The 21,913-nt window shown below is 67.1% G+C and carries 30 protein-coding genes; 19 read left to right on the top strand and 11 right to left on the bottom strand.

Annotation, left to right across the window (positions count from 1 at the left end; genetic code table 11):
- The first annotated feature begins 139 nt into the window (after positions 1-139).
- Positions 140-2,116: an acetate--CoA ligase gene (gene acs, locus WKW79_RS20175; RefSeq protein ID WP_340336973.1), complete on the top strand. Its 1,977-nt coding sequence runs from the start codon at positions 140-142 to the stop codon at positions 2,114-2,116.
- A gap of 15 nt (positions 2,117-2,131) precedes the next feature.
- Here acs and WKW79_RS20180 read toward each other — a convergent pair whose 3' ends face one another.
- Positions 2,132-3,565: a trypsin-like peptidase domain-containing protein gene (locus WKW79_RS20180; protein WP_340336974.1), complete on the bottom strand. Its 1,434-nt coding sequence runs from the start codon at positions 3,563-3,565 to the stop codon at positions 2,132-2,134.
- A gap of 108 nt (positions 3,566-3,673) precedes the next feature.
- On the opposite strand from WKW79_RS20180, the gene WKW79_RS20185 reads away from it, so the two are divergent.
- From WKW79_RS20185 to WKW79_RS20215, 7 genes are all read left to right on the top strand, one after another.
- On the top strand, positions 3,674-4,195 hold the full coding sequence (locus tag WKW79_RS20185; RefSeq protein ID WP_340336975.1) for a universal stress protein: 522 nt from the start codon (positions 3,674-3,676) through the stop codon (positions 4,193-4,195).
- Positions 4,196-4,212: 17 nt separating this feature from the next.
- The gene (locus WKW79_RS20190) at positions 4,213-4,368 is read left to right on the top strand and encodes a hypothetical protein (protein ID WP_340336976.1); all 156 of its coding nucleotides are present in this window, start codon (positions 4,213-4,215) and stop codon (positions 4,366-4,368) included.
- Between the two features lie 35 nt (positions 4,369-4,403).
- Positions 4,404-4,709, top strand: a complete 306-nt coding sequence (locus tag WKW79_RS20195) for a high-potential iron-sulfur protein (RefSeq protein ID WP_340336977.1) — start codon at positions 4,404-4,406, stop codon at positions 4,707-4,709.
- 119 nt (positions 4,710-4,828) lie between these two features.
- A complete protein-coding gene (locus WKW79_RS20200; RefSeq protein WP_340336978.1) occupies positions 4,829-5,155 on the top strand; it encodes an ArsR/SmtB family transcription factor in 327 nt (108 codons plus the stop codon).
- An 11-nt stretch (positions 5,156-5,166) separates the two neighbouring features.
- On the top strand, positions 5,167-5,625 hold the full coding sequence (locus WKW79_RS20205) for an ArsI/CadI family heavy metal resistance metalloenzyme (protein ID WP_340336979.1): 459 nt from the start codon (positions 5,167-5,169) through the stop codon (positions 5,623-5,625).
- Between the two features lie 8 nt (positions 5,626-5,633).
- Positions 5,634-6,140 (top strand): arsenate reductase ArsC, encoded by a 507-nt coding sequence (locus WKW79_RS20210; RefSeq protein ID WP_340336980.1) that lies wholly within the window; start codon positions 5,634-5,636, stop codon positions 6,138-6,140.
- The gene (locus tag WKW79_RS20215) at positions 6,137-6,775 is read left to right on the top strand and encodes an aquaporin (RefSeq protein ID WP_340336981.1); all 639 of its coding nucleotides are present in this window, start codon (positions 6,137-6,139) and stop codon (positions 6,773-6,775) included. The genes WKW79_RS20210 and WKW79_RS20215 overlap by 4 nt, the downstream gene beginning before the upstream one ends.
- Positions 6,776-6,900: 125 nt before the next feature.
- On the opposite strand, the gene WKW79_RS20220 is transcribed toward WKW79_RS20215, so the two are convergent.
- The 4 genes from WKW79_RS20220 to WKW79_RS20235 all read right to left on the bottom strand — a co-directional run bounded on the left by WKW79_RS20220 (position 6,901) and on the right by WKW79_RS20235 (position 8,679).
- On the bottom strand, positions 6,901-7,227 hold the full coding sequence (locus WKW79_RS20220; RefSeq protein ID WP_340336982.1) for a methyltransferase family protein: 327 nt from the start codon (positions 7,225-7,227) through the stop codon (positions 6,901-6,903).
- A 37-nt stretch (positions 7,228-7,264) separates the two neighbouring features.
- Positions 7,265-7,519 carry a DUF6868 family protein gene (locus WKW79_RS20225; protein WP_340336983.1) on the bottom strand — a complete coding sequence of 85 codons (255 nt, stop codon included), beginning with the start codon at positions 7,517-7,519 and terminating at the stop codon, positions 7,265-7,267.
- 88 nt (positions 7,520-7,607) lie between these two features.
- On the bottom strand, positions 7,608-8,153 hold the full coding sequence (locus WKW79_RS20230) for an NUDIX hydrolase (RefSeq protein WP_340336984.1): 546 nt from the start codon (positions 8,151-8,153) through the stop codon (positions 7,608-7,610).
- Between the two features lie 4 nt (positions 8,154-8,157).
- Complete coding sequence (locus WKW79_RS20235; protein WP_340336985.1) at positions 8,158-8,679, bottom strand: universal stress protein; 522 nt, start codon at positions 8,677-8,679, stop codon at positions 8,158-8,160.
- Between the two features lie 169 nt (positions 8,680-8,848).
- Here WKW79_RS20235 and WKW79_RS20240 point away from each other — a divergent pair, with 169 nt between their 5' ends.
- Positions 8,849-9,448 carry a hemerythrin domain-containing protein gene (locus WKW79_RS20240; RefSeq protein WP_340336986.1) on the top strand — a complete coding sequence of 200 codons (600 nt, stop codon included), beginning with the start codon at positions 8,849-8,851 and terminating at the stop codon, positions 9,446-9,448.
- A gap of 7 nt (positions 9,449-9,455) precedes the next feature.
- Here the strand turns inward: WKW79_RS20240 and WKW79_RS20245 are convergent, their stop codons facing one another.
- Complete coding sequence (locus WKW79_RS20245; RefSeq protein ID WP_340336987.1) at positions 9,456-9,728, bottom strand: DUF2164 domain-containing protein; 273 nt, start codon at positions 9,726-9,728, stop codon at positions 9,456-9,458.
- Positions 9,725-10,600, bottom strand: coding sequence for a class I SAM-dependent methyltransferase (locus tag WKW79_RS20250; protein ID WP_340336988.1), 876 nt, complete (start codon positions 10,598-10,600; stop codon positions 9,725-9,727). Before WKW79_RS20250 ends, WKW79_RS20245 begins: the two co-directional genes overlap by 4 nt.
- Before the next feature lie 183 nt (positions 10,601-10,783).
- On the opposite strand from WKW79_RS20250, the gene WKW79_RS20255 reads away from it, so the two are divergent.
- The 6 genes from WKW79_RS20255 to WKW79_RS20280 all read left to right on the top strand — a co-directional run bounded on the left by WKW79_RS20255 (position 10,784) and on the right by WKW79_RS20280 (position 14,166).
- On the top strand, positions 10,784-11,011 hold the full coding sequence (locus WKW79_RS20255; protein ID WP_340336989.1) for a hypothetical protein: 228 nt from the start codon (positions 10,784-10,786) through the stop codon (positions 11,009-11,011).
- Between the two features lie 174 nt (positions 11,012-11,185).
- Positions 11,186-12,214 carry a TerC family protein gene (locus WKW79_RS20260; protein WP_340336990.1) on the top strand — a complete coding sequence of 343 codons (1,029 nt, stop codon included), beginning with the start codon at positions 11,186-11,188 and terminating at the stop codon, positions 12,212-12,214.
- Positions 12,215-12,379: 165 nt separating this feature from the next.
- Positions 12,380-12,739, top strand: a complete 360-nt coding sequence (locus WKW79_RS20265; RefSeq protein ID WP_340336991.1) for a DUF1428 domain-containing protein — start codon at positions 12,380-12,382, stop codon at positions 12,737-12,739.
- Positions 12,740-12,771: 32 nt separating this feature from the next.
- Positions 12,772-13,158 (top strand): VOC family protein, encoded by a 387-nt coding sequence (locus WKW79_RS20270; RefSeq protein ID WP_340336992.1) that lies wholly within the window; start codon positions 12,772-12,774, stop codon positions 13,156-13,158.
- A gap of 19 nt (positions 13,159-13,177) precedes the next feature.
- Complete coding sequence (locus WKW79_RS20275; protein WP_340336993.1) at positions 13,178-13,300, top strand: hypothetical protein; 123 nt, start codon at positions 13,178-13,180, stop codon at positions 13,298-13,300.
- A 107-nt stretch (positions 13,301-13,407) separates the two neighbouring features.
- The gene (locus tag WKW79_RS20280) at positions 13,408-14,166 is read left to right on the top strand and encodes an alpha/beta fold hydrolase (RefSeq protein WP_340336994.1); all 759 of its coding nucleotides are present in this window, start codon (positions 13,408-13,410) and stop codon (positions 14,164-14,166) included.
- On the opposite strand, the gene WKW79_RS20285 is transcribed toward WKW79_RS20280, so the two are convergent.
- Positions 14,153-15,139 (bottom strand): Bug family tripartite tricarboxylate transporter substrate binding protein, encoded by a 987-nt coding sequence (locus WKW79_RS20285; protein ID WP_340336995.1) that lies wholly within the window; start codon positions 15,137-15,139, stop codon positions 14,153-14,155. The two genes, WKW79_RS20280 and WKW79_RS20285, sit on opposite strands and share 14 nt — an antisense overlap.
- Positions 15,140-15,290: 151 nt before the next feature.
- Entirely contained in the window at positions 15,291-16,337 is a 1,047-nt protein-coding gene (locus WKW79_RS20290) for an AraC family transcriptional regulator (RefSeq protein ID WP_340336996.1), read from the bottom strand.
- Positions 16,338-16,457: 120 nt separating this feature from the next.
- Between WKW79_RS20290 and WKW79_RS20295 the strand changes: the two genes are divergently transcribed.
- Genes WKW79_RS20295 through WKW79_RS20305 form a run of 3 tightly spaced genes read left to right on the top strand, consistent with a single transcriptional unit; the run spans position 16,458 to position 19,653 of the window.
- On the top strand, positions 16,458-17,201 hold the full coding sequence (locus WKW79_RS20295) for an acetoacetate decarboxylase (RefSeq protein ID WP_340336997.1): 744 nt from the start codon (positions 16,458-16,460) through the stop codon (positions 17,199-17,201).
- Positions 17,198-18,154: a 3-hydroxyacyl-CoA dehydrogenase NAD-binding domain-containing protein gene (locus WKW79_RS20300; RefSeq protein WP_340336998.1), complete on the top strand. Its 957-nt coding sequence runs from the start codon at positions 17,198-17,200 to the stop codon at positions 18,152-18,154. The genes WKW79_RS20295 and WKW79_RS20300 overlap by 4 nt, the downstream gene beginning before the upstream one ends.
- On the top strand, positions 18,151-19,653 hold the full coding sequence (locus tag WKW79_RS20305) for a CoA transferase (protein ID WP_340336999.1): 1,503 nt from the start codon (positions 18,151-18,153) through the stop codon (positions 19,651-19,653). The genes WKW79_RS20300 and WKW79_RS20305 overlap by 4 nt, the downstream gene beginning before the upstream one ends.
- Before the next feature lie 4 nt (positions 19,654-19,657).
- Here WKW79_RS20305 and WKW79_RS20310 read toward each other — a convergent pair whose 3' ends face one another.
- Both WKW79_RS20310 and WKW79_RS20315 read right to left on the bottom strand, forming a co-directional pair.
- On the bottom strand, positions 19,658-20,140 hold the full coding sequence (locus WKW79_RS20310; RefSeq protein WP_340337000.1) for a LuxR C-terminal-related transcriptional regulator: 483 nt from the start codon (positions 20,138-20,140) through the stop codon (positions 19,658-19,660).
- Between the two features lie 5 nt (positions 20,141-20,145).
- Positions 20,146-21,030 carry a S1C family serine protease gene (locus WKW79_RS20315; RefSeq protein WP_340337001.1) on the bottom strand — a complete coding sequence of 295 codons (885 nt, stop codon included), beginning with the start codon at positions 21,028-21,030 and terminating at the stop codon, positions 20,146-20,148.
- 230 nt (positions 21,031-21,260) lie between these two features.
- Here WKW79_RS20315 and WKW79_RS20320 point away from each other — a divergent pair, with 230 nt between their 5' ends.
- Entirely contained in the window at positions 21,261-21,896 is a 636-nt protein-coding gene (locus WKW79_RS20320) for an MliC family protein (protein WP_340337002.1), read from the top strand.
- The last annotated feature ends 17 nt before the right edge of the window (positions 21,897-21,913 follow it).

Raw genomic sequence — 21,913 nt, forward strand, 5'->3', positions numbered from 1 at the left:
CTCCTTCAAGGTGGTGGTGATGTCGCGATTGGATGCGTTGGCGCGCGGCGGACCTTTGCGCAAACGCAAGGTTTGCGTTCGCGCTTTCGCCGACCATGGCCGCACCTTCAACCCTGGCTTCCCATCAAAGGAGACACGCATGAATGCCCCTGACAAGTTGCATCGCCTCGCCCCCTACGCACCGCCGCACCAGCTGCTGCACACGGCCCATGTGCCGGGCCACGCCGCGTACCAGGCGCTCGTCGCCGAATCGCAGGAGGACTACGCCGGCTACTGGGCCCGCCTCGCGCGCGTGTTCGTGCAATGGAAGAAGCCCTTCACCCGCACGCTCAACAGCAGCAACGCGCCGTTCTACAGATGGTTCGAGGACGGCACGCTGAACGTCTCGTGGAACTGCCTCGACCGGCAGGTGAACGAAGGCCTCGGCGACAAGACCGCGATCGTCTTCGAGTCCGACGGCGGCACCGTCACGCGCATCAGCTATTCGCAGTTGCTGGCCATGACCTGCCGCATGGCCAATGCCATGAAGGCGCTGGGCGTGCGCAAGGGCGACCGCGTCGTGATCTACATGTCGATGTCGATCGAGGGCGTGGCGGCAATGCAGGCCTGCGCACGCATCGGTGCCATCCACTCGGTGGTGTTCGGCGGCTTCTCGGCCCACGCGCTGCGCGATCGCATCGCCGACACCGGCGCGGTGCTGGTCATCACGGCCGATGAGCAGGTGCGCGGCGGCAAGACGCTGCCGCTCAAGGCGCTGGTCGACGAGGCCTTGGCGCAAGACGGCTGCGGCTCGGTGCGCAACGTGATGGTCTATCGCCGCACGGGCGGCGCGATCGCGTGGAATGCGCACGACCGCTGGATGCACGAGGCGACGAGCGAGCAGCCCGCCGTCTGCGAGCCCGAATGGGTGGGCGCGGAGCATCCGCTGTTCCTGCTCTACACGTCCGGGTCCACCGGCAAGCCCAAGGGCGTTCAGCACAGCAGCGGCGGCTACCTGGTGCAGGTGGCGGCCACGATGAAGTGGACCTTCGACATGCACCCCGAGGATGTGTTCTGGTGCACCGCCGACATCGGCTGGATCACCGGCCACAGCTACATCGCCTATGGCCCGCTGGCCATCGGCGCGACGCAGGTGGTGTTCGAGGGCGTGCCGACCTTCCCGGATGCCGGCCGCTTCTGGAAGATGATCGAGCGGCACAAGGTGACGGTCTTCTACACGGCGCCGACGGCCATCCGCTCGCTCATCAAGGCGGCGGAGACGCATCCCGAGGTGCACCCGGACCGCTACGACCTGCGCAGCCTGCGCATCCTCGGATCGGTGGGCGAGCCCATCAACCCGGCCGCATGGGAGTGGTACCACGAATACGTCGGCGGCGGCCGCTGCCCGATCGTGGACACCTGGTGGCAGACCGAGACCGGCGCGCAGATGATCACGCCGCTGCCCGGCGTGACCACGCTGGTGCCGGGCTCCTGCACGCTGCCGTTCCCCGGCATCACGGCCGCGATCGTCGACGAGACCGGCGAGGACGTGCCCAACGGCCAGAGCGGCCTGCTCGTCATCAAGAAGCCGTGGCCCTCGATGATCCGCACCATCTGGGGCGACGACGCGCGCTACATGTCGAGCTACTACCCGCCCGAACTGCGCGGCTACTACCTGGCCGGAGATGGCGCCGCGCGCGACAAGGACACGGGCAACTTCACCATCGGCGGTCGCATCGACGACGTGCTGAACGTCAGCGGCCATCGCATGGGCACGATGGAGATCGAGTCCGCGCTCGTGGCCTGCACCGAGCTGGTGGCCGAGGCCGCGGTGGTGGGCCGGCCCGACGAGACCAGCGGCGAGGCCATCTGCGCCTTCGTCGTGCTCAAGGGTCCGCGGCCGAGCGGCGAGGCGGCGGAGAAGCTGGCGGTCCAGTTGCGCAACTGGGTCGGCAAGGAGATCGGGCCGATCGCCAAGCCCAAGGACATCCGCTTTGCGGACAACCTGCCCAAGACGCGCAGCGGCAAGATCATGCGTCGCCTGCTGCGCTCGGTCGCGAAGGGCGAGGCCATCACGCAGGACGTCTCGACGCTGGAGAACCCGGCGATCCTGGCGCAGCTGAGCGAAGCGCACTGAGCGCGAGGGACCGGATCAGCGGCTGTCGCGAAGCGCGGCGCCGCGGTCCGGGATCGGCACCGGCACATAGGCCCGGCGGCCGTTGCGCTGCACCAGCAATGCCGCGACGCGGCCGGGCGCCATGCCGGCCAACAAGCGCCCCATGTCGGCGATGCGGTCGACCGAACTGTCGTTGATGGCCATGACGATGTCGCCCGGCCGGAGGCCTTCGCTGCGCGCGGCGCCTGCGGCTTCGCGGACCATCAGGCCTTCCTCGATGCCGAGCTGTATCTTCTGGACGCGCGACAGTTCGCCGAGCCGCAGGCCCAGCCCGTCGTTCCATTCGACAGGCGCTGCGATCGTCTTCGGCGATGGTGCTGGCACTTCTTCCTGGAGGACCGGCGACGCCTTGGCGGCGCGGCCTTGCCGCCAGAGATCGAGCCGTACGGTGGTGCCTGGCTGGCGTTGCGCCACGTCCTGCACCAGCTCCGTGAAATGCGCGATGCGCACGCCATCGATGGCCCGCACGACGTCGCCGCGCAGCAGGCCCGCCGATGCGGCCGGCCCGCCGCGCAGAACGCGCACCACCAGCGCACCGTTCGCATCGGGCAGCCGGAACGATTGTGCGAGCGCGGGATTGACTTCCTGCATCTCCGCGCCCAGCCTGGCGCGCCGCACCTTGCCGTTCGCACGCAGTTCGCTGGAGATGCGCATCGCGAGGTTCATCGGCACGGCGAAGGACAGGCCCATGAAGCCGCCGCTGCCGCTGTAGATCATGGAATTGATGGCCACCACCTCGCCGCGCGCGTTGAACAGCGGGCTGCCGGAGCTGCCGGGGTTGATGGCGACGTCGGTCTGGATGAAGGGGATCTCGCCGCTGCCGGCCACGTAGCGGTTGGTCGCGCTGACCACGCCGGTCGTCACGCTGCCGTGGAAGCCGAAGGGCGTGCCGATCGCGGCCACCCAGTCGCCGGGGGCGAGCTTCGACGAGTCCCCGACGACCGCGGCGTGCAGTCCGCGCGCATCGATCTTCAGCAGGCCCACATCCGTGCGCTTGTCGCAACCCACGATGCGCGCGCTGAAGCGGCGTCCGTCCGACAGGCGCACCTGCGTCTCGTCGGTGTCTGCGATCACGTGGGCGCTGGTCAGGATGTAGCCGTCGCTGCTGATGATGACGCCCGAGCCCAGGTCGCGCTCCTGGTTCGCGCCATAGCCCACGGGCAGGGGCAGGGCGAAGCGGTCGGCAAAGTCGTTGTCCGGAAAGATGTCCGCGTTGTCGACCGCGTCGTTGTAGACATTGCCCTCGCGCTCCAGGCGCAGGGTCACGATGTCGACCACGGATTCGTTGCGGCTCGTCACCAGCGCCGCGAATGCGGAAGTCTCGGATGCGGGCGTGTTCGGCTGTGCCGCCGCGACCGTGCCCAGCATCATGCTGCCAGCCATCCAGGATGCCAACGCGCGTCGTTTCATGGGCTCGATTCTTCGAGTGGTGGCGGCACGATCCCTTGACACGGATCAAGGTGCCTGGCATCCCCCGACCGGACACTGACGGCATCACTTTTCCAGACGAGGTCCACCATGTATGAACGCATCCTGGTTCCCATCGACGGCAGCAACACCTCTCTGCAAGGCCTCGACGAAGCCTTGCGGCTGGCCAGCCTCACGCACGGCCGCCTGCTGCTCGTGCACATCGTCGACCAGCTCAAGTACCTGACCGGCTACGAGAGCGCCGCGGTCTACATGTCCGACCTGCTGCCTTACATGCAGGAGGCCGGCGAGCAGATCCTGCGGCAGGGCCTGGAACGCGCGCAGGGCGCGGGCATTTCGGCGGAAACGCTGGTGTTCACCGCGCTGACCGAGCGGGTCGCCGATGTCGTCGTCAGGCAGGCCAACGCCTGGAAGGCGGATCTCATCGTGATCGGGACGCACGGCCGGCATGGCTTGGGCCGGGTGCTGCTGGGGAGCGACGCCGAGCAGATCCTGCGCGTCGCGCCGGTGCCGGTGCTGCTGGTGCGCTCGAAGCCTGTGGCGTCGGACAAGAAGGCTGAGCCCGTCCCGGCCGCGGCCGACGCGTTGCCTCGCGTCTCCATCGCGGCTTGACACCCGGGAGGTGTTCCATGAAGCTCACCTGGCGAGGGGCGGTGCAGGTCATCGCCTTCATCTCCCTCACCTTGCTGGCCACGGCCCTGCTCGTCGCGGCCGGCTTGAACGAAGCGAACGCCCTGCCTGGCAGCCACTCGGCGTCTCACCAGCCTCATGGCGGACCCGGTTGAACTGCACGAAATCTTCAACAAGACGGAAACCCACGATGACCCCCAACCGCCGCATCTTCCTCATGTCCCTGGCCGCCACCGGCGCCACCCTGTCTGCCGCTCCCGCCTCGGCGCAAGCCGTGGTCGATGAAAAGGACCCGACCGCCGTGGCGCTGGGCTACGTCGCGGACACCACCAAGGCCGACGGCAAGAAGTTCCCCAAGCACGACAACACGCAGCAATGCAATGGTTGCAGCCTGTGGCAGGCCAAGCCGACGGATGCGCTCGGCAATTGCGCGTTGTTCGCCGGCAAGCAGGTGCATGCGAAGGGCTGGTGCAGCGCCTGGGCGAAGAAGGCTTGATCGGACCTTGCGCCCAGCGCGTAGCTGCGCCGGTTCGCATGGCCGAGGGCTGACAGCGCAGGCACCGGGGTCAATCGACTCTGCTTTTCATTGATCCATATTTCCACTATGATGGAAATATGGAAGAAAATGATGTCGTTCGCTCGCTCGCCGCATTGGCCCAAGGCGCCCGCCTGCGGGTATTCCGTGCGCTGGTGATCGCCGGCCACCAGGGCATGACGCCCGGCGTGATGTCTGAAGGATCCGGCATTCCGCCTGCAACCTTGTCCTTCCACCTCAAGGAGCTGATGAACGCGGGCCTGGTCAGCCAGGAGCGTCAAGGCCGCAATCTCATCTATCGGGCCTCGTTCGAGCACATGAATGCGCTCCTGGGCTATCTCACCGAGAACTGCTGCCAGGGTGACGCATGTGCCGTGGACGCGGTGACCAACTGTTCGTCGTGTTGAAGGAAATCTCCATGAAACGATTCCATGTGCATTTGAAGGTGCAGGACTTGCAGGCAAGCATCGCCTTCTATTCCAGGCTGTTCGCGGCCGAGCCGACGCGCGTCGAAAGCGACTACGCGAAATGGATGCTGGCCGATCCGCCGGTGAACTTCGCCCTGTCCACTGGCGGTGTGCCGGGCATCGATCACCTGGGCTTTCAGGCGCAGGACGAAGAAGAACTGGCCGAGTTGAAGGGCCGCGCCGTTGCCGCGGACCGCGCGTTGCTGGACGAAGGCGCCACCACCTGCTGCTACGCACGCAGCGAGAAGCATTGGGTCACCGACCCGCAGGGCATCGCCTGGGAGCAATTCCGGACGCTGGGCAGCATCCCCACGTTTCGTGATGCCGCGTCGTCGCCTCGCCAGGCCGTGTGCTGCACGCCAGCAGGCGGAATGGACAAGCCCGTCAAGCCGAAAGGCACCTGCTGCTGAAGCACGGCATGAGCAACACCCAACCGATCAACGTGCTGTTCCTCTGCACGCACAATTCGGCGCGCTCCATCCTGGCCGAGGCCGCCCTGAACCACATGGGCGGCGGGCGCTTTCGCGCCTTTTCGGCCGGCAGCAGTCCGCGCGCCAACCAGCAGCCCAACCCGATGGCACTGGAGGTGCTGAGCAAGGCGGGCATCGCGACGGCAGGCTTGCGCAGCAAGACCTGGGACGAGTTTGGCAAGCCCGACGCGCCGCACATGGACCTCGTCATCACCGTGTGCGACAACGCTGCAGGCGAGGTTTGTCCCTTCTGGCCCGGGCAACCGGCCACGGCGCACTGGGGCTACGCCGATCCCTCGGAAGTGCAGGGATCTCCCGAGCAGAAGCTGGAAGCCTTTCGCCAGACCTTGCACGCCATCCGCCGCCGGCTCGAGCTGTTGGTGAACCTGCCGCTGGCCAGCGTGGACAAGTTGATGCTCCAGTCGCAGGCGCGGGAACTGGCCAGCAAGTCATGACCCTCTGGCGCAAGGCGCTGGCCGAGCTGCTGGGCACGGCCGGCTTGCTGTGCGCGGTCCTGGGCTCGGGGATCATGGCCGAGCGCCTGGCGGGAGGCAACGTGGCCGTTGCACTGCTGGCCAATACCATCGCGACCGTGTTCGCGCTGTACGTGCTGATCGAGGTCTTCGGGCCGCTCAGTGGCGCGCACTTCAATCCCGCGGTCAGCGTCGTCATGGCGCTGCGCCGCGAACTGCCGGCGGCGAGTTTGCTGGCCTATGTCGCGGCCCAGTTGACGGGTGCAATGCTGGGCGCCTGGCTGGCGAATGCCATGTTCGACCTGAGCGTCCTGCAATGGAGTACGAAGCTGCGCGGCGGCTGGGGGCCATGGCTCGGTGAAGTGGTGGCCACCGCGGGCCTGGTGCTGGTGATCCTGGGTGCGCCAACAGGCAAGGCCGCGCAGTTGGTGGCCTGCTACATCGGCGCAGCCTACTGGTTCACGTCGAGCACTTCGTTCGCCAACCCTGCAGCGGTGTTCGGGCGCATGTTCAGCGACAGCTTTGCCGGGATCGCCCCGGGAAGTGCGTCGGGCTTTGTGGTGGCCGAGTTGATCGGCGCCGCAATCGGCGCCTCCCTCCATCGATTGGTGCGCTGACGGGGCCCTTGTGTGAAAGGCCGCTCATGCCTGACGATTGCCGGCCGGTCGCCAACGATCGACCAACGGCAGGTACGCGCGAAGAACGGTCATTCACTTCTTCGCGCATGCAGCGTTCTTGCCACCTACCCGCGCCATGGGGTGATGCGAGGTATCCATCGCCTCACATTCGCGCGGTAGCGCTTGTACTCGTCGCCGAACTGCTCGCCCAGAACGGGCTCTCCCCAAGCGACAACGAACAGGAAGAATCCGGCCCACACGATCGCGCCGTACGCCAGCACCGTCACGTTGCCGAACAGCAAGCCCTGGCCCGCGATCAACGCCGTGACGGCAACGTACATCGGATTGCGGACGTAGCGATAGAACCCGGTGACCACGAGGCGCCTGGGAGGCATCACGGGCGCCGGTGTGCCGAGGCCCTGCAACGGGAAGCGGGCGAACGAATCGAGCAAGACGGGCGGCGGCGCGCTGCACGGCAGGATCCTCGGTTCATCCGGCATGACTCGACAGGATGCGCAGCGCAACGTAGGGCACCAGGCAAAAGAGAAGAATGCCAAGCTTGTAGACCGCCATGCAAGCGTAGTGAATGCCATCGAAGCGCTCTTCCGAGATGCGGAACCATCGGCCGTGGAGGCCTCGCATCCAGTCATGCGCAAACCTGAAAGCGAGGAACCAGGCAATCAACACAGCGTAGTTGAGCACCGCGCACCACAGCAGGAAATCGCTCGCAAACTGAAGCGTCATGGGTCATCCCCTTCGAACTGGCTGGCCTGCGCGCCATGGTCGCACGAAGCATCTCGATGCACCAGCGCGTGGCCGCGCTCCGCGATGGTCATGGCGTCATCGCTTCAAGCCGATCGAGGAACGCGACCTGCGCCTCGTGGATGTGCGTGCGCGCGGCTGAAAGGGTGAACCATGTGGCGCGATCGACTTCCGCGAAGGCCTGGCGCTGGCCCGAGCGCGGCGGCCATTCCATCTCGAAGGTGTTGGAGACGAGGGCCTGCGGATCGACGTCGCCCTCGAAGGCCCAGGCCATGACCAGCTTGCCATTGCGCAACCGGACTTCACCCAGGGGCGTGCAATGCGCGCCCGGCGCGAAGCCGGTCTCCTCGGTGAACTCGCGTCTGGCCGCATCCAGCGGAGCCTCCGAGGGATCGTCGATCTCGCCCTTGGGTATCGACCAGCCGCCCAGGTCCCGGCGCGCCCACAGCGGGCCGCCGGGATGCACCAGCAGCACCTCGAGTACGCCGGCACGTTGGCGGTACATCAGCAGGCCGGCGCTGCGGCGCCCGGATCGTCGTGGCGAGTTGCCGATGCGCAGGATGGTCCGCCGCCTGGGTCGTTCTTCGCCCTGGCGGGCGATGGCAGGCGCTGCCACGGCCTCATTCCATCGACAGCGCGGCCGACGGAATGCTCACGCGCGCCTCGACCTGCGGCGCCTCCTCGGGCGCGGCCTCTTCAGGCGAGCGCACCAGCAACACCGGTACGGGCGCTGTGCGCAGGATGCTTTCTGCGCCGCTGCCGAGGAACATGCGGCCGATGCCGCGCCGGCCGTGCGTGCCGAGCACGATCAGGTCCGCCTGCCAATTGCTGGCCTCCGCAGCCACCAGTTCCGCGACCTTGCCGTTGAAGCTGTCATGCAGCACCACTTCGGCATCGATGCCGCCGGCCAGCGCCTTCGCCTTGGCATCCTGCAGCAAGCGGGTGCCGTTCTCGCGCAGGGTCTTGAGCCAGTCGCCGGAGTACCCGGCGTAGGCATCCATGTCCAGCGCGAACGAGAGTTCGTCGATGACATGGAACAGGCGCAACCGGCCCTGGGTAAGTCTGGCCAGGCGGATGGCCTCCTCGAGGCCGCGGGTGGACGTGCCGCTGCCGTCGACGGGAACGAGAATCTTCTGGTACATCGCAAGCTCCTTGGGGTGTTGGGGTGCGGCCAGTATGGAAACGCCGATGCGCGAAGGTCTTGACGTGGCGCAATGCTCTGCGAAGTTGGGGATGCGGGAGGGTTGATCTCGCGCAAGGCTCCAAGCCGTCGTTTGCGCGAACCTTTGGGCAACCCACAGGAGGCATCGCATGTCGCAACAAGTCACAAACCACCTCACCACCCGCATCATCCGGGACGAGCATTCCGCGCTGTCGGCCATGCTGCGGTCCATCCTCCTGCTGCTCGCGCAGCACCGCCGCGAGGGCACCCTGCCGGACTTCGCGGCGCTGCGCGCCATGCTGTTCTACGTCGACGAATTCCCGGAGAAGCGCCACCATCGCAAGGAGTCGGAACTGCTGTTCCCGAAGATGCGCGCAAGGACGCCGATCTCGCGCGAACTGCTCGACCGGCTCGACGACGACCACGACCGCGGCGAACGCAAGATCCGCAACGTCGAGCATGCGCTGCTGGCCTTCGAGATGATGGGCGAGTCGCGCCGCGAAGCCTTCGAGACCGCGGTCGAACGCTATGTCGACTTCTACCTGGCGCACATGGCGATGGAAGAGCGCGAGATCCTGCCGCTGGCCGAACGCGTGCTCACCGAGGAAGACTGGGCCGAACTCGACCGCGCCTTCAGCACCAACCACGATCCGCTGACCGGCTGCAAGCCAGATGCCGAATATGCGGCGCTGTTCACACGGATCGTCAATGCCGTGCCGGCGCCAATCGGGCTCGGCGCGGCGCGGTAGTCAGGAGCTACCGCGGCTTCTTCGCCTTCTCATACTTCTGCCAGTAGAGGAAGGGCTCCTCGTGCACCTCGATGTCGATCTCGTTGATGCGCGCCTGCAGGCGCTCCTGCACGTCGGCGACGGCCTGGTTGTAGATGAGCGGCCCGACCTCCTCGAGGAAGAAGCCCAGCAGCGCACCGGCGGCGATGTTGCCGATGCGCTCCTCCATGTGTTCATTGAAGTAGCGTTCGATGGAGGCGATGGCCTGCTGGCGCGCCTCGCGCGGGATTTCGAGGGTCATGGCTTGATGAACTTGAGGACGAACTCGTCCTTGGGTTGCAAGGGCTCGGGCGTGTTCCTGTCGCGCGGGTCGTTGGGGTTGCGCAGGAAGTCGCCTTCGGCCGCGAGCTTGAAGCCTGCCGCCTCGACCTCGCCGCGCAGGAAGGATTCCTCGACACGATGCAGCGTGCCCGATTCGGAGATGCCGGTACCCGGCCGCCCGGCATGGTCCGCGATCACGAACACACCGCCCGACTTCAAGGCGCGATAGATGGCGCGGTTCATCTGCGCACGGTCCACGCCCATGAAGCCCAGGTCGTGGTAGTTGAACATCAGCGTGATCAGGTCGACGCCGCCGTTGGCGACCGCCGATGGCGCGGGATCCTCGAAGCGCTGCGGCACGGCAATGATGGGTGCGGCGGGGGTGTTGCCACCTTTCAGCCTTGCATTGCGCTCGGCCAGCGCGGCGGCGGAAGTGGGGCGCGGTGCGGCGGGTGCCGCGGCAGGGGCTGGCGCCGGGGCCACGCCGCTTGAGTTGCCCTCCGGCGCGGCGGGCGAGGGCGCTGCACGTGCCGGGTCGCGCAGCGGCATCTGCCCGTAGACCACGCCCGTCGGCCCGATCGCGCGAGCGAGCAACTCGGTGGTGTAGCCGCCCGCCGCGCTCACGTCGAGCGCCACCATGCCGGGCCGCACGCCGATGAAGGCGAGCATCTGGTCGGGCTTGCGCCGCAGGTCGTTGATGCGATCGGGGCCGGTGCGGTCAGGGCTCGAGAGGATGGCGGCAATCTGGTCGCGCGTGACCGGCGGCGATCGGGTGGCGCAGGCGTCCAGCAGGCAGACCGCCGCCGCGAGCATGAGGAAAAGCGCTCCCTGGAGCATTCGTTGCGAGGACATCGTGACCACCTGTCGGGAAGAGGTGGGCGCAGTTTAGTCAGCCGCGCGACTTGTGGCGACTTGTTCCGTACGTTCTGGGATCACGCGGCGGCGCGCCAGAAAAATCACGGACATCGCGATGGATGCCGGAACTCGGCGCGGTCCATCGTGATCGACGCTTGATGTTCCAAGGGAGGTTCCAGAATGAGATTCCGAATTCTTGCCGTGACGCTCGTGGCCGCCAGCGCCGCACTTTCAGGCTGTGTCGTCGCACCGCCTGCCGTCCAACCGGCGTATGTCGCACCGGCTGGCGTGGCGTACGTGGCCCCCAGCTACGCCATGCCCGGCCCAGGCTACGTGTGGGCGTATCACGCGAACTTTGGCTGGGGCTGGCACCACCCCGTGCATGGCTGGCATCGCGGTTGGCGCTGACCACCGGGCCCGATCGCGCGCCGACTGCTCTCGAGGCATGGGGCAGGCACGGTCTCCGTGTTGCTGACCTTGAGTGCCCACGCTGCGAATGCCGATGTCGGCTGGCAGGTGCTGAACATGGGGGCCATTGAGGTGGCGGTCGTTGGCATGTGCGCGCTGGTCGCCGGTTAAGGCTTGCTCGTCCTCGGCGTCGACAACCTTATCTTCATCGCCATCCTGGCCGACAAGCTGCCGCCGAAGCAGCGCGACAAGGCGAGGGTGCTGGGGCTCGGCCTGGCGCTTTGCATGCGCCTGGCGCTGTTGTCGGTCGTGTCCTGGCTGGTCACGCTGACGACACCGTTGTTCAGCCTGGGCTCGTTCGCCTTTTCCGGACGGGATCTCATCCTGCTCGGTGGTGGTCTGTTCCTGCTGTTCAAGTCGACCTCCGAGTTGCATGAGCGCCTGGAAGGCGTCCCGCACAGCGCAGCGGCCACGGCGGCCTACGCGAGCTTTTCGGTGGTCGTCGCCCAGATCGTCGTGCTGGACGCGGTGTTCTCGCTCGACGCTGTCGTGACAGCCGTGGGCATGGTCGATCAACTGCCGGTCATGATGGCCGACATCCGCGCGCAGTTGCTGGACACGCCGCATGGCATCTTTCCTGTCTGCCGGGGCTCGCTGGATGCCGTCGTGGGCACGGCGCGCGCCAAGGATTTGCTGGCAGCGATCGTGCGGGACGGCAAGGTGGACGTGAAGCAACTGCGTCCTCCGCTCTACGTGGCCGAATCGACGACCGCCATTCGCGTCATCGACATCCTGCGAACGGCGCGGGGCCAACTCGTGCTGGTCAACGACGAGCACGGCGCGCTCGGGGGCCTGGTCACACCCATCGACGTGCTGGAGGCCATCGCAGGAGAGTTTCCCGACGAGGACGAGACGCTCGAGGTCCAGGCCACCGGGCGCAACCAGTGGACCGTCGCCGGCACGGCGGACTTGCGCTTGCTGGAGCAAACGCTCCAGACCCACGACCTCGTGAGCGACGATGACAGCTACATCTCCATCGCCGGACTGCTGCTGGCCAAGCTGGGCCACCAGCCCCGGAATGGCGATGCCTGGTTGCATGAGGATCTGGAGTTCAGGATCGCCGACGCGGACGCGCAGCGCATCAAGTCGGTCGCAGTCCGCCGGATCACGCGCGAACAGGCTACGCTGGAGGGTCGGGCCTGAGCGCCGTCATGGCGGGTTGGCTCGCAAGCATCCGCTGGACATCGCCGGCCCTCTTGTGAGCAACCTCCTACGAGGTGCCTTGAGCGCGGCTGACAGAGTGCCACGGCGGCGCCGGCCGAGTATTGGGTCCGTCGTTTCAGAAGCTTGTTTAAGGAGCTTTATCGAATGGCTTACATAGACGGGTTCGTGATCGCAGTCCCGACGGCCAACAAGTCCAAGTTCATCGAGCACGCGAACATGGGTGACTGTGTCTTCATCGAGCACGGCGCGATACGCGTTCTCGAGTGTTGGGGCGAGGACGTCAAGGCGGGCAAGCAAACCGATTTTCAGCGTGCGGTGCAGGCGAAGGACGATGAGACCGTCGTCTTCTCCTGGATCGAATGGCCGGACAAGGCGACGCGCGATGCCGCCATGGACAAGGTCATGGCGGACCCTCGCCTCGATCCCAAGAACAACCCGATGCCTTTCGACGGCATGCGAATGATCTTCGGCGGGTTCACGCCGGTCGTGGACCTTGGCAAGTAGCGCTGACCTGGCAACAGCAAGGAGCGAAACGAATGGACAGCAATCCGGTCGGGTGGTTCGAGATCTACGTGGCCGACCTGTCGCGCGCCCGCAAGTTCTATGAATCGGTCCTCGGGGTCAAGCTCGAGAGTCTCCCGAACCCTGACAAGTCGAACGACATCGAGATGCTTTCGTTCCCGATGAAGGAAGGCGGCAGCGGCGCCGCCGGCGCGCTTGCCAGGATGAAGGACGGCCCCGCAGGCGGTGGCACGAGCACGATCGTCTACTTCAGCTGCGACGATTGCGCCGTGGAGGCGAGCCGCGTCGCTGCGGCAGGCGGCGAGGTGATGAAGGAGAAGACATCGATCGGTCCCTACGGGTTCATCGCGCTCGTCTTCGACACCGAGAAGAACGTCATCGGCTTGCACTCGCTCAAGTAGGCCCTCTCGATGACGATCGATGCGCGTTGACGGCAAATGGGATGGCAAGACACGTCGCATCGGCGCGAACGCGCGCCTGTTCAGGGACTTCGATGCGGCGATCGCGCCCGTCAAGGTGATCGACGGCAAGAACCTCTGGTGATCGCGGCGGGGTACCCCGCTTCGTCGTGCGATGACGAATCGCGCGCTCCAAAGTCCACCGCCGCTCAGGTAACCTGCACAGCCTCTGAGAACGATGGAGGCGATCGGATGTATATCGAACAAGGAGGCGAGGGCGCCGACCTTCTGGTGATGCTGCACGGCCTGGGTGCGACCGCGGCCGTGTGGTCGCCCATGTGCGCACAGGCCAGCGAGCGCTGGCGGGGCCGCTGGGTTTCCATGGATCTGCCGGGCCACGGCGAATCCGCACGCCAGGACACTTACGCGATCGGGCAATACGCCGCCAGTGTCGCGCGCGCCCTGTTGCCGCATGTCGATCCCGGCGGGCGGATCACGGTGCTCGGGCATTCGCTCGGCGGCGTCATCGCGCTCGCACTCGCGACGGGATGGTTCGGCGTTGCGCCGCACCGGGTCTTCGGCGCGGGCATCAAGGTCGCCTGGGATGACGACGAGTTGCGGCGCATGGAGTTGCTGGCCCGCCAGCCGACGAGGTTCTTCGCCGCGCAGGCGCAGGCAGCGGACCGCTACCTGAAGGTCTCGGGGCTGGCCGGCATTGCGTCCGCAGAGTCGCCAGTCGCCGCGCGTGGCATTGCACAGGATGCGGACGACTGGCGTCTTGCCATGGATCCTCGCGCCTTTGGCGTCGGCCGCCCGCCCACCGCGGAGTTGATGGCATTGGCGCGATGCCCAGCGCACCTGGGCCGCGGCGCCGACGATGCGATGGTGACGTTGGAGCAGCTTCGCGCCATCGATCCGCATGCGCAGGACCTCGGTCCGCACGGGCACAACGTGATGGTCGAGGCGCATGCGCAGGTGTGGGACTGGATCGAATCCCTCAATCCAGCGTGAGGCCGCCCATGTCCTTCACCACCTTGCCCCAGCGGTCGGTATCGGCCCGCACCAGCTCTTCGAACTTCGCGCCCGAGAGTCCCGTGGCCGTGTAGCCCAGCTCGGCCATGCTCGCTTTGAGCTCGGCCGTCTGCAGCGACTTGCTGATGGTGTCGGCCAGCTTGGCTGTGATGTCCTTCGGCGTCTTCGCCGGCACGAACACGCCCAGCCAGCCGCCCATCGCCGCCAGGCTGGGCTGGCCGGCTTCGGTGAAGGTGGGCACATCGGGCAGGGCAGGGTCGCGCTTGGCGCCGGTCTGCGCCAGTGGCCGCACCTTGCCACCCTGGATGAGACCGCGCGCCGAGCCCAGGTCCGCCACCACCGAGCTGACGTTGCCGCCGATCAGGTCGGTGAGCGCCGGTGCGGCGCCCTTGAAGGGCACATGCAGCAGGTCGATGCCCGCCGACTTGCCGAAAGCGGTGCCCAGCAGATGGCCGGTCGTGCCCGCGCCGTACGAGCCGAAGCTGGCCGTGCCCGGCTTGGCCTTGGCGGCGGTCACGAATTCGGCCAGCGTCTTGGACGGATTGGCGGCGCTCACCAGCAGCAGCAGGGGTGTGTTGCCAGCCTGCGCCACCGGCTGCAGGTCCTTGGCCGGGTCGTAGGGCAGCTTCTTGTAGACGTGCGGGTTGAGGTTGATCGAGGAGCCCGCGGTGAACAGCACCGTGTACCCGTCCGGCGGCGCCTTGACGACGGCGTCCAGGCCGATGATGGCGCCGGCACCCGGGCGGTTGTCCACCGTGACCGGCTGGCCCAGCGCCTCGCTCATCTTCTTCCCGAGCTGGCGCGCAATGGCATCGACGCCACCCCCGGCCGCGTAGGGCACGACCATGCGGATGGGTTTGTTGGGATAGCCGGCGGCGCTTTGCGCGGCGGCGGGCCCTGCAAATGCGGCACAGGCCAGCAGCGCAGCGGCAACGAAGGAAGGCTTCTTCATCAAGTTTGTCTCCTGGAGTCGGCAGCCGTCGTTGCGGCCGCATGGGCGATGCCAGGGATTGTTGAGCCACCCGTCGGTGTCTCCAAGGTCGCGTGCGGTCAGAAACCGGTGGCGCGCGGCCAACATGGCGCCCACCGGGTCGGGAGCGGGCTCACTTTCGGAAGTCGCTCGGGCTCTTGTGCGTCCAGCGGCGGAAGGCGTGGCGGAAGTTGGCGGCGTCGCTGAAGCCCAGCGTGCTGGCGATGTCGTCGATGCCCATGCGCGTGCTGCGCAGGTATTCCTTGGCCAGGTGGCAGCGCACGTCGTCCAGGATCTCCTTGTACGAGGTGCCCTGCGTCGTCAGGTGGCGGCGCAGCGTGCGAGAGCTCATGTTGAGCTTGCGCGCCAGTGCGTCCATGTCGTCGAACTGGCCGGGGCGTTCCATCAGGAGGTTGTAGACGCGGCGGGTCAGCCCACTGGCGTTCCTGGCCTCCACCAGCATGCGTTCGCACACCTCGGCCGCCATCGCCACCGTGATGGGATTGCGGTACGCGGCGGGCTTGTCCAGCAGCGCCGCGGCATAACGCAGTTCAGTCTCCGGCTGATCGAACTCGATGGGGCAGCCGAAGTACACGCCGTACAAGTCGGCATGCGCTGGGCGCGCGTAACGTGCGCGCAACCGGCTCAACTTGAAATCGGGACCGACCATGTCGCGTGCCAGCGTCTGGTGGATGCCGTACTGGAACTCGACGAGAAAGCGGTGCAGCGCATCATCCGGGCCCAGGTCCAGCACGTCGTCGAAAGTCCAGACCGCCTCGCCGTCTTCTTCCCGAAATGTCAGGCCTACCGTCGGCGTGGCCAGCCGGTGGAACTTCACCGCCATCTGCGTGACCTCGCGCAGGGTTTGGCAGCAGAGCAGGGCATAGCCGTACATGCCGTAGCTGGACACATGCATGCGCGTGCCGGCACGAAAGGGCAGTTCAGGATCACCCGTGGCCGCCATGCCGTTGCGGCAGACCGTCGTGAACTGGCGGATGGAGGTCTTCAACACCGTGCTGCGCAGGTCGCTCGCCTGCAGACCTGTACGTTCCAGCGACCGCGCCGGTTCGACGCCGGCCTCGGCCAGCGTATCAACCAGGGTCGCGATCTTGTAGGGAAGGTAGACGCGCTCGTCGGCCAACGGCAATTGCGCAGCGGGACGGGTGGAGGGTTGAGTCACTGAACGTGTCCGGAACTCACCCCATGTTAGCCGCGGTGCACCTTCCATCGCAAACGCGCGGCTCGCACAATGCGACGGCACGCGCCCGCGAATTTGGCCAACCATGAGGGACACCCCAGCATGAAGATCGAGGAACTGTTCAAGCAGGTCAGCACGCCCCTGGGCGCGCCCGCCTTTCCGCGCGGGCCTTACCGCTTCCACAACCGCGAATACCTCAACATCACCTACCGCACCGACATCGAGGCCTTGCGCAAGGTGGTGCCGGAGCCCATCGAGATCGACGAGCCGCTGGTGCGCTTCGAGGTCATGCGCATGCCCGACACCACGGGCCTGGGCAACTACACCGAATGCGGCCAGGCCATCGTGGTGCGACTGGGGCAGGAGCGTGGCGAATACCTGCACGCGATGTACGTGGACAACCATCCGGCCATCGCCAGCGGCCGCGAGGTCAGCGCCTTTCCCAAGAAGCTGGGCGCGCCGAAGCTCTATGTGGATTCCGACACGCTGGTTGGCACGCTCGACTACGGCACGCTGCGCATCGCGGTCGCGACCATGGGCTACAAGCACCAGGCGATGCCGCTGGAAGAAGCCAAGGCCGAGATCTGCGTGCCGACCTTCATGCTCAAGCTCATGCGGGGCTACGACCGGCAGTTGCGGATCTGCGAACTGGTGCGCACGCAGATCCAGGACATCGAGATCAAGTTCGCCTTCCGCGGGCCGGCGCGGCTGCAACTGTTCGAACACGTGCTCGCACCCATGGCCGACTTTCCGGTGCGCGAGGTGGTGGCCGCCAGCCATATCCTGGCCGACCTGTCGCTCACGCCGCCGAGCGTGGTGCATGACTACCTGGCGAAGAAATCATGAGCAATCGAGACGTTCAACAAGTCACCGTGGTCGGCGCCGGCGTCATCGGCGCCTCCTGGGTGGCCCTGTTCCTGGCGCATGGCCTGAAGGTCTGCGTGAGCGACCCGCGCGAGGGTGTGGATGCCGAGGTCCGCGACTACGTGTCGCGCGCCATGCCCACGCTGGCGCAGCTTGGCGCGCCGCGCGCGCATGACGAGATTGGCGAGCGCCTCAGCTTCGAGCCCGACCTTGAAAGGGCCGTGGCACAGGCCGACCTCGTGCAGGAAAACGGCCCCGAGCGGCTGGATTTCAAGCGCGAGCTCTGGCGCCGCATCGAGCAGGCGGCGCCGGGCGGCGCATTGTTCCTCTCGTCCAGTTCGGCGCTGCCGGCCACCGACCAGGCTGCCAACATGGCGACGCCCCATCGCATGCTCGTGGGCCACCCGTTCAACCCCCCGCACATCATTCCGCTGGTGGAAGTTGTGCCGGGTCAGGCCACATCGCCCGAGTCGGTGCAGGCGGCCGTGGACTTCTACCGTGCGGTGGGCAAGGTGCCGAAGGTGCTGCGCAAGGAGGTGGGAGGCTTTGTCGCCAACCGGCTGCAGTCGGCCATCTTCCGCGAGTGCGTGGCACTGGTGGCGGCTGGCGTGGTCACCATCGACGAACTGGACGACATCGTCACGAATTCCGTGGGGCTGCGATGGGCTGCGGGTGGCCCTTTCGCATCGTTCCACCTGGGTGGGGGCGATGGCGGGTTGCGCAGCTTCGTGCAGCAGTTCGGCCCGGGCATGGAAAAGCGCTGGGCTTCGATGCAGCGCGAGGTGCGCTTCGACGAGGTCACGACCAAGTTGCTGTTCGAGCAGGTCGATGCCTCCTACGGCCAGCACACGCGCGCCGAACTCGAGGCTGCGCGTGATGCACGGCAGATCGCGATCCTCCAGGCGCTCGCCGACGACCAGGACCGGGCGCGATGAGCGACACCCTCACTGAATCCATCCGCCGTGCACTGGCGGCCCCTGCGGCGCATGCCGACGGTTTCGATCCGCACGCGCACCTGCGCAGCGTGTTGCAGGGCGTGGGGCTGGCGCCCGAGGACAGCGGCGGTGCCATCCAATTCACCGGACAGGATCCGATCCTCCCCAGCGTGTTCCGCATCGCGTCGGCGGCAGGCATCGGGCTGGCAGCCAAGTCCGTGGCCATGGCGGCGCTGTGGCGCCTTCGCGGTGGTGCGGGACAGGACATCGAGATGGACTTGCGCAGTGCGCCACACCGCCTGTGCCCCTTCTATGACCGCAAGTGGGAACTGATCAACGGCTACCCGCCGCGCAACACGGCCGACCCGGATTCACCGTTCACGCTCAAGTTCTATGAAACGGCCGATGCCCGCTGGGTGATGCCGCTCAACCTGTACCCGCGCATCAAGTCATCGGCGCTGCGCCTGCTGGACTGCAGCGACAGCGAGGCAGCCGTGGCGCAGGCCATTCGCGGTTGGAAGGCGCGTGAATTGGAGGAGGCGAGTGCGCAGGCCGGCATCGTGATGCCGATGCTGCGTTCGGTCGAGGAGTTCATGGAGGAGCCGCAGTACCTCGATGTGCTGCGCCACCTGCCACTGATCGAGATCGAGCGCATCGGCGACTCCGCGCCCGAGCCCTTCACGCTCGACCCGCGGCAGCCGCTCGACGGTGTGCGTGCGCTCGGCCTGGCGCGCGTCATCGCGGGGGCCGGCACGGGCCGCACGCTGGCCCTGCATGGCGCGGATGTGCTCAACGTGTGGCCGCCCGGTGATTTCGAGAGTGACTTGCTCTATGCCACCGCCAACGTCGGCGTGCGCTCCGCGCTGCTCGACGTGGCTGATCGCGAGAACGGCGGCTTCGAGCGCATGCAGGCCTTGCTGGTCGGCGCCGATGTGTTCTATGCCAACCGGCGCCAAGGCTATCTGGCGCGCCGCGGCCTTTCCGCGCAGCAGGCCGCCGCCGTGCGGCCCGGCATCATCCACGCGAGCATCAGCCTGCATGGCGAAACCGGCCCCTGGGCCGGCCGACCGGGTTTCGACCAGACGGCGGGCTGCGTGACCGGCGTGATGACGCTGGAAGGCTCGGCGAGCCAGCCCAAGCTGCCCCTCATCATGGTCGTCAATGACTACCTGGGGACCTGGTTGCTGACCACGGGCATCGTGGCCGCGCTGATGCGGCGCGCGCGCGAGGGCGGTAGCTACAGGGTGCATGTGTCCCTCACGCGCTTGTCGCTGTGGCTCTACACGCTGGGCCTGTTCGACAAACCTTATGCGCATGCCACCGCGAACAGCGGCGAAGCCCATCGCTACCTGGACCCGGAGGTGTTCCAGGCCGAAACCCCGATGGGTCTCTACCAGGGCGTGACGGACCAGGTGCGCATGTCGCTCACGCCAGGCCAGTACCGCCAGGTGCTGGTACCGCGTGGGTCGTCGCGTGCGGAGTGGCTGCCGAAAGCCTGATCGCCTACAAGCCGATCAAGCCGCTGCGCAGCCCGGCGCTGACGGCCTCGGCACGCGTCGAGGCCTCGACCTTCGCGAGGATCTGTCCGACGTGGTACTTCGCGGTGTGCATCGAAATGCCGAGCACCCCGGCGATGTCGCGATTCGACAGCCCCTTGCCGAGCAGCTCGAAGACCTCGAGTTCGCGCGGCGTCAGCGGCTCGTGCGGGGGTGCGCCAGTCAGCCATGGCGTCTCGCGCACCGACAGGCCTTCCAGTACCGCGGCCAGCGCCGCGCGCAGCCGGGCGGCACTTGAATCGAGCGCGAGCTGTGCACTCGCACCGCTCGCGCCGCGCACGACGATGTCCTCGTCGAGCTGGACCCATGCGTCTGCATCGTCGGCCGCACGCCCGACCCGCACGTCCCAGTCACCCACCGCGCGCAATGCCGTGCAGACGCCCTCCGCCAGCAGCGGAGACGAACCGGTCACGACGATGCTGCGCCGCATCGACGCTATCCGCAGCGCGAGGCCGGCCGCTCGCCGACCTCCACCGTGATCTCGTGCGCCGCGCCGCCGCGCGACAGCAGCACACGAACCTGCGCGCCGACGGTCATCCGGTCGCGCAGGGCGGCCAGGCTGGTGACCGCCTCGCCGTCGACCTTCACGATCACGTCGCTGACGAGGATGCCCGCGCGTGCGGCGGGCCCGTCATCGGCGAGCGAGCTGACCAGCAGGCCATCGACCGCGCTGCCGTCGAACGTGGCGCGCACAGGCTGTGCGGCGATGCCGAGGTACCCGTGGCGCATGCGGCCATGCGACAGCAACTGGTCGAGCACGCGGTCAATCGTTGCCACCGGCAGCACCACGCCATGGTGGCGCGACAGCGCGTCGCTCGCAATCCCGATCACCTTGCCCGCGCCATCGGCCACCGGCGCGCCCGTCAGGCCCGGATACAGCCCGCCGTCGAGCCGGATCAACTGGTCGACCCGCCCGCCGCGCCAGGTGCGCCATTCGCCGGCCACGGAGCCGACGTGACCGAAGCTGGCCTGCGCCAGGCCGGAAGCGTCGCGGCCCAGGGCGAATACGAAATCGCCGATGCGTGATGTGCCGGCTGCGGCCCGCTCGGCGACCGGCATCGACCTCGACTCGAATGTCACTACCGCCAGATCCGTGCTGCCGTCGGTCCCGCGCACTTCTCCCGGCACGTGTTCTCCGTCCGGCAACGCCAGCGACACGCTCGATGCACGCCAGACGGCCGATGCACTCGTCACGACGACGCCTGCGCGCCACAGCACACCGGAGCCGGAACGCCGGCGCGTCGCGACACCGACCACCGAAGGGGCCAGGCGCGCGACCGCATCGGGCAACGCGGAAGAGGAATTCGAAACGTCCATCATGAGCTCCAGTTTCTTCAAATGATGGCTGCCATCGTGCACAGAACCGACCCGTCGCGCCCCGGTCGACCGGTGGAGCCGGACCTGACCGTTCGGGCGGGTCGAAGGCTCACTTGGGGACGATGGGGGATCAGGCAAGTACACGAATGGGCAGTTCGCATGGATCGCGGCCCGAGGGTTGCATCGACGGCCGACCTCCGCAACACTGGATGGCTTTCCCCAAGGAGCATGCCATGACGCTTGCACGGACCCGTACCCTGTCGGTCGCCACGCTGCCCATCATGCTGCTGGCCAGCGCGCAGGCCTTCGCCGCATCGCCGAGCTTCAGTTGTGCCAAGGCCAGTGGCGCCGCGGAGGAGGCCATCTGCAAGGACGACATGCTGGCGGCGCTGGATCGCGAAAACGCACGCGTCTACAGCCTCGCGCGCGGCATGCCCGGCCTGGACCCCTGGAAGCGGAATCAGCTGATTGCGATGCAGCGGGGCTGGATCAAGGGGCGGAACGACTGCTGGAAGTCGGAGGATGCGAAGGCCTGCGTCCGCGATGCGTACATGATGCGCATCGCGGAGATTCGCGGTGGCTATGCGGCCGCACGAGCGAAAGGCGGCGTCAGCATTGGCCCCGTGTCCGTCAAGTGCCAGGGCACGGCCGCCATGAACGCGACATTCGTCAATGTCGACCCGCAGCTGGCCTACCTGGGCGGAGGCGACACCGGCTTCGTGATGACGATTGACCGATCAGGCTCAGGCGCGAAATACACGGGCAAGACCGCGCAAGGCGAAGCCACGTTCTGGCAGAAGGGGCCGGAGGCCATGGTGCAGCTGCCCGGCGGCAAGGACATGACATGCAACGTCGGGCCGCTGAAGTGAAGCCACGCCGCGGTGTC

This window comes from Variovorax robiniae (assembly GCF_037889955.1).
GTDB lineage: Bacteria > Pseudomonadota > Gammaproteobacteria > Burkholderiales > Burkholderiaceae_C > Variovorax > Variovorax robiniae.

What these genes read in the sequence shown, in the direction of transcription:
- WKW79_RS20240 (WP_340336986.1), top strand. Translation starts at nt 8,849, where the DNA reads ATGTCGCAACAAGTCACAAACCACCTCACCACCCGCATCATCCGGGAC.
- WKW79_RS20280 (WP_340336994.1), top strand. Translation starts at nt 13,408, where the DNA reads ATGTATATCGAACAAGGAGGCGAGGGCGCCGACCTTCTGGTGATGCTG.
- WKW79_RS20310 (WP_340337000.1), bottom strand. Translation starts at nt 20,140, where the DNA reads ATGCGGCGCAGCATCGTCGTGACCGGTTCGTCTCCGCTGCTGGCGGAG.
- WKW79_RS20250 (WP_340336988.1), bottom strand. Translation starts at nt 10,600, where the DNA reads ATGTCCTCGCAACGAATGCTCCAGGGAGCGCTTTTCCTCATGCTCGCG.
- WKW79_RS20215 (WP_340336981.1), top strand. Translation starts at nt 6,137, where the DNA reads ATGACCCTCTGGCGCAAGGCGCTGGCCGAGCTGCTGGGCACGGCCGGC.
- WKW79_RS20235 (WP_340336985.1), bottom strand. Translation starts at nt 8,679, where the DNA reads ATGTACCAGAAGATTCTCGTTCCCGTCGACGGCAGCGGCACGTCCACC.
- WKW79_RS20210 (WP_340336980.1), top strand. Translation starts at nt 5,634, where the DNA reads ATGAGCAACACCCAACCGATCAACGTGCTGTTCCTCTGCACGCACAAT.
- WKW79_RS20300 (WP_340336998.1), top strand. Translation starts at nt 17,198, where the DNA reads ATGAGCAATCGAGACGTTCAACAAGTCACCGTGGTCGGCGCCGGCGTC.
- WKW79_RS20255 (WP_340336989.1), top strand. Translation starts at nt 10,784, where the DNA reads ATGAGATTCCGAATTCTTGCCGTGACGCTCGTGGCCGCCAGCGCCGCA.
- WKW79_RS20320 (WP_340337002.1), top strand. Translation starts at nt 21,261, where the DNA reads ATGACGCTTGCACGGACCCGTACCCTGTCGGTCGCCACGCTGCCCATC.
- acs (WP_340336973.1), top strand. Translation starts at nt 140, where the DNA reads ATGAATGCCCCTGACAAGTTGCATCGCCTCGCCCCCTACGCACCGCCG.
- WKW79_RS20315 (WP_340337001.1), bottom strand. Translation starts at nt 21,030, where the DNA reads ATGATGGACGTTTCGAATTCCTCTTCCGCGTTGCCCGATGCGGTCGCG.
- WKW79_RS20190 (WP_340336976.1), top strand. Translation starts at nt 4,213, where the DNA reads ATGAAGCTCACCTGGCGAGGGGCGGTGCAGGTCATCGCCTTCATCTCC.
- WKW79_RS20245 (WP_340336987.1), bottom strand. Translation starts at nt 9,728, where the DNA reads ATGACCCTCGAAATCCCGCGCGAGGCGCGCCAGCAGGCCATCGCCTCC.
- WKW79_RS20275 (WP_340336993.1), top strand. Translation starts at nt 13,178, where the DNA reads ATGCGCGTTGACGGCAAATGGGATGGCAAGACACGTCGCATCGGCGCG.
- WKW79_RS20270 (WP_340336992.1), top strand. Translation starts at nt 12,772, where the DNA reads ATGGACAGCAATCCGGTCGGGTGGTTCGAGATCTACGTGGCCGACCTG.
- WKW79_RS20185 (WP_340336975.1), top strand. Translation starts at nt 3,674, where the DNA reads ATGTATGAACGCATCCTGGTTCCCATCGACGGCAGCAACACCTCTCTG.
- WKW79_RS20295 (WP_340336997.1), top strand. Translation starts at nt 16,458, where the DNA reads ATGAAGATCGAGGAACTGTTCAAGCAGGTCAGCACGCCCCTGGGCGCG.
- WKW79_RS20285 (WP_340336995.1), bottom strand. Translation starts at nt 15,139, where the DNA reads ATGAAGAAGCCTTCCTTCGTTGCCGCTGCGCTGCTGGCCTGTGCCGCA.
- WKW79_RS20225 (WP_340336983.1), bottom strand. Translation starts at nt 7,519, where the DNA reads ATGACGCTTCAGTTTGCGAGCGATTTCCTGCTGTGGTGCGCGGTGCTC.
- WKW79_RS20195 (WP_340336977.1), top strand. Translation starts at nt 4,404, where the DNA reads ATGACCCCCAACCGCCGCATCTTCCTCATGTCCCTGGCCGCCACCGGC.
- WKW79_RS20265 (WP_340336991.1), top strand. Translation starts at nt 12,380, where the DNA reads ATGGCTTACATAGACGGGTTCGTGATCGCAGTCCCGACGGCCAACAAG.
- WKW79_RS20305 (WP_340336999.1), top strand. Translation starts at nt 18,151, where the DNA reads ATGAGCGACACCCTCACTGAATCCATCCGCCGTGCACTGGCGGCCCCT.
- WKW79_RS20205 (WP_340336979.1), top strand. Translation starts at nt 5,167, where the DNA reads ATGAAACGATTCCATGTGCATTTGAAGGTGCAGGACTTGCAGGCAAGC.
- WKW79_RS20200 (WP_340336978.1), top strand. Translation starts at nt 4,829, where the DNA reads ATGGAAGAAAATGATGTCGTTCGCTCGCTCGCCGCATTGGCCCAAGGC.
- WKW79_RS20180 (WP_340336974.1), bottom strand. Translation starts at nt 3,565, where the DNA reads ATGAAACGACGCGCGTTGGCATCCTGGATGGCTGGCAGCATGATGCTG.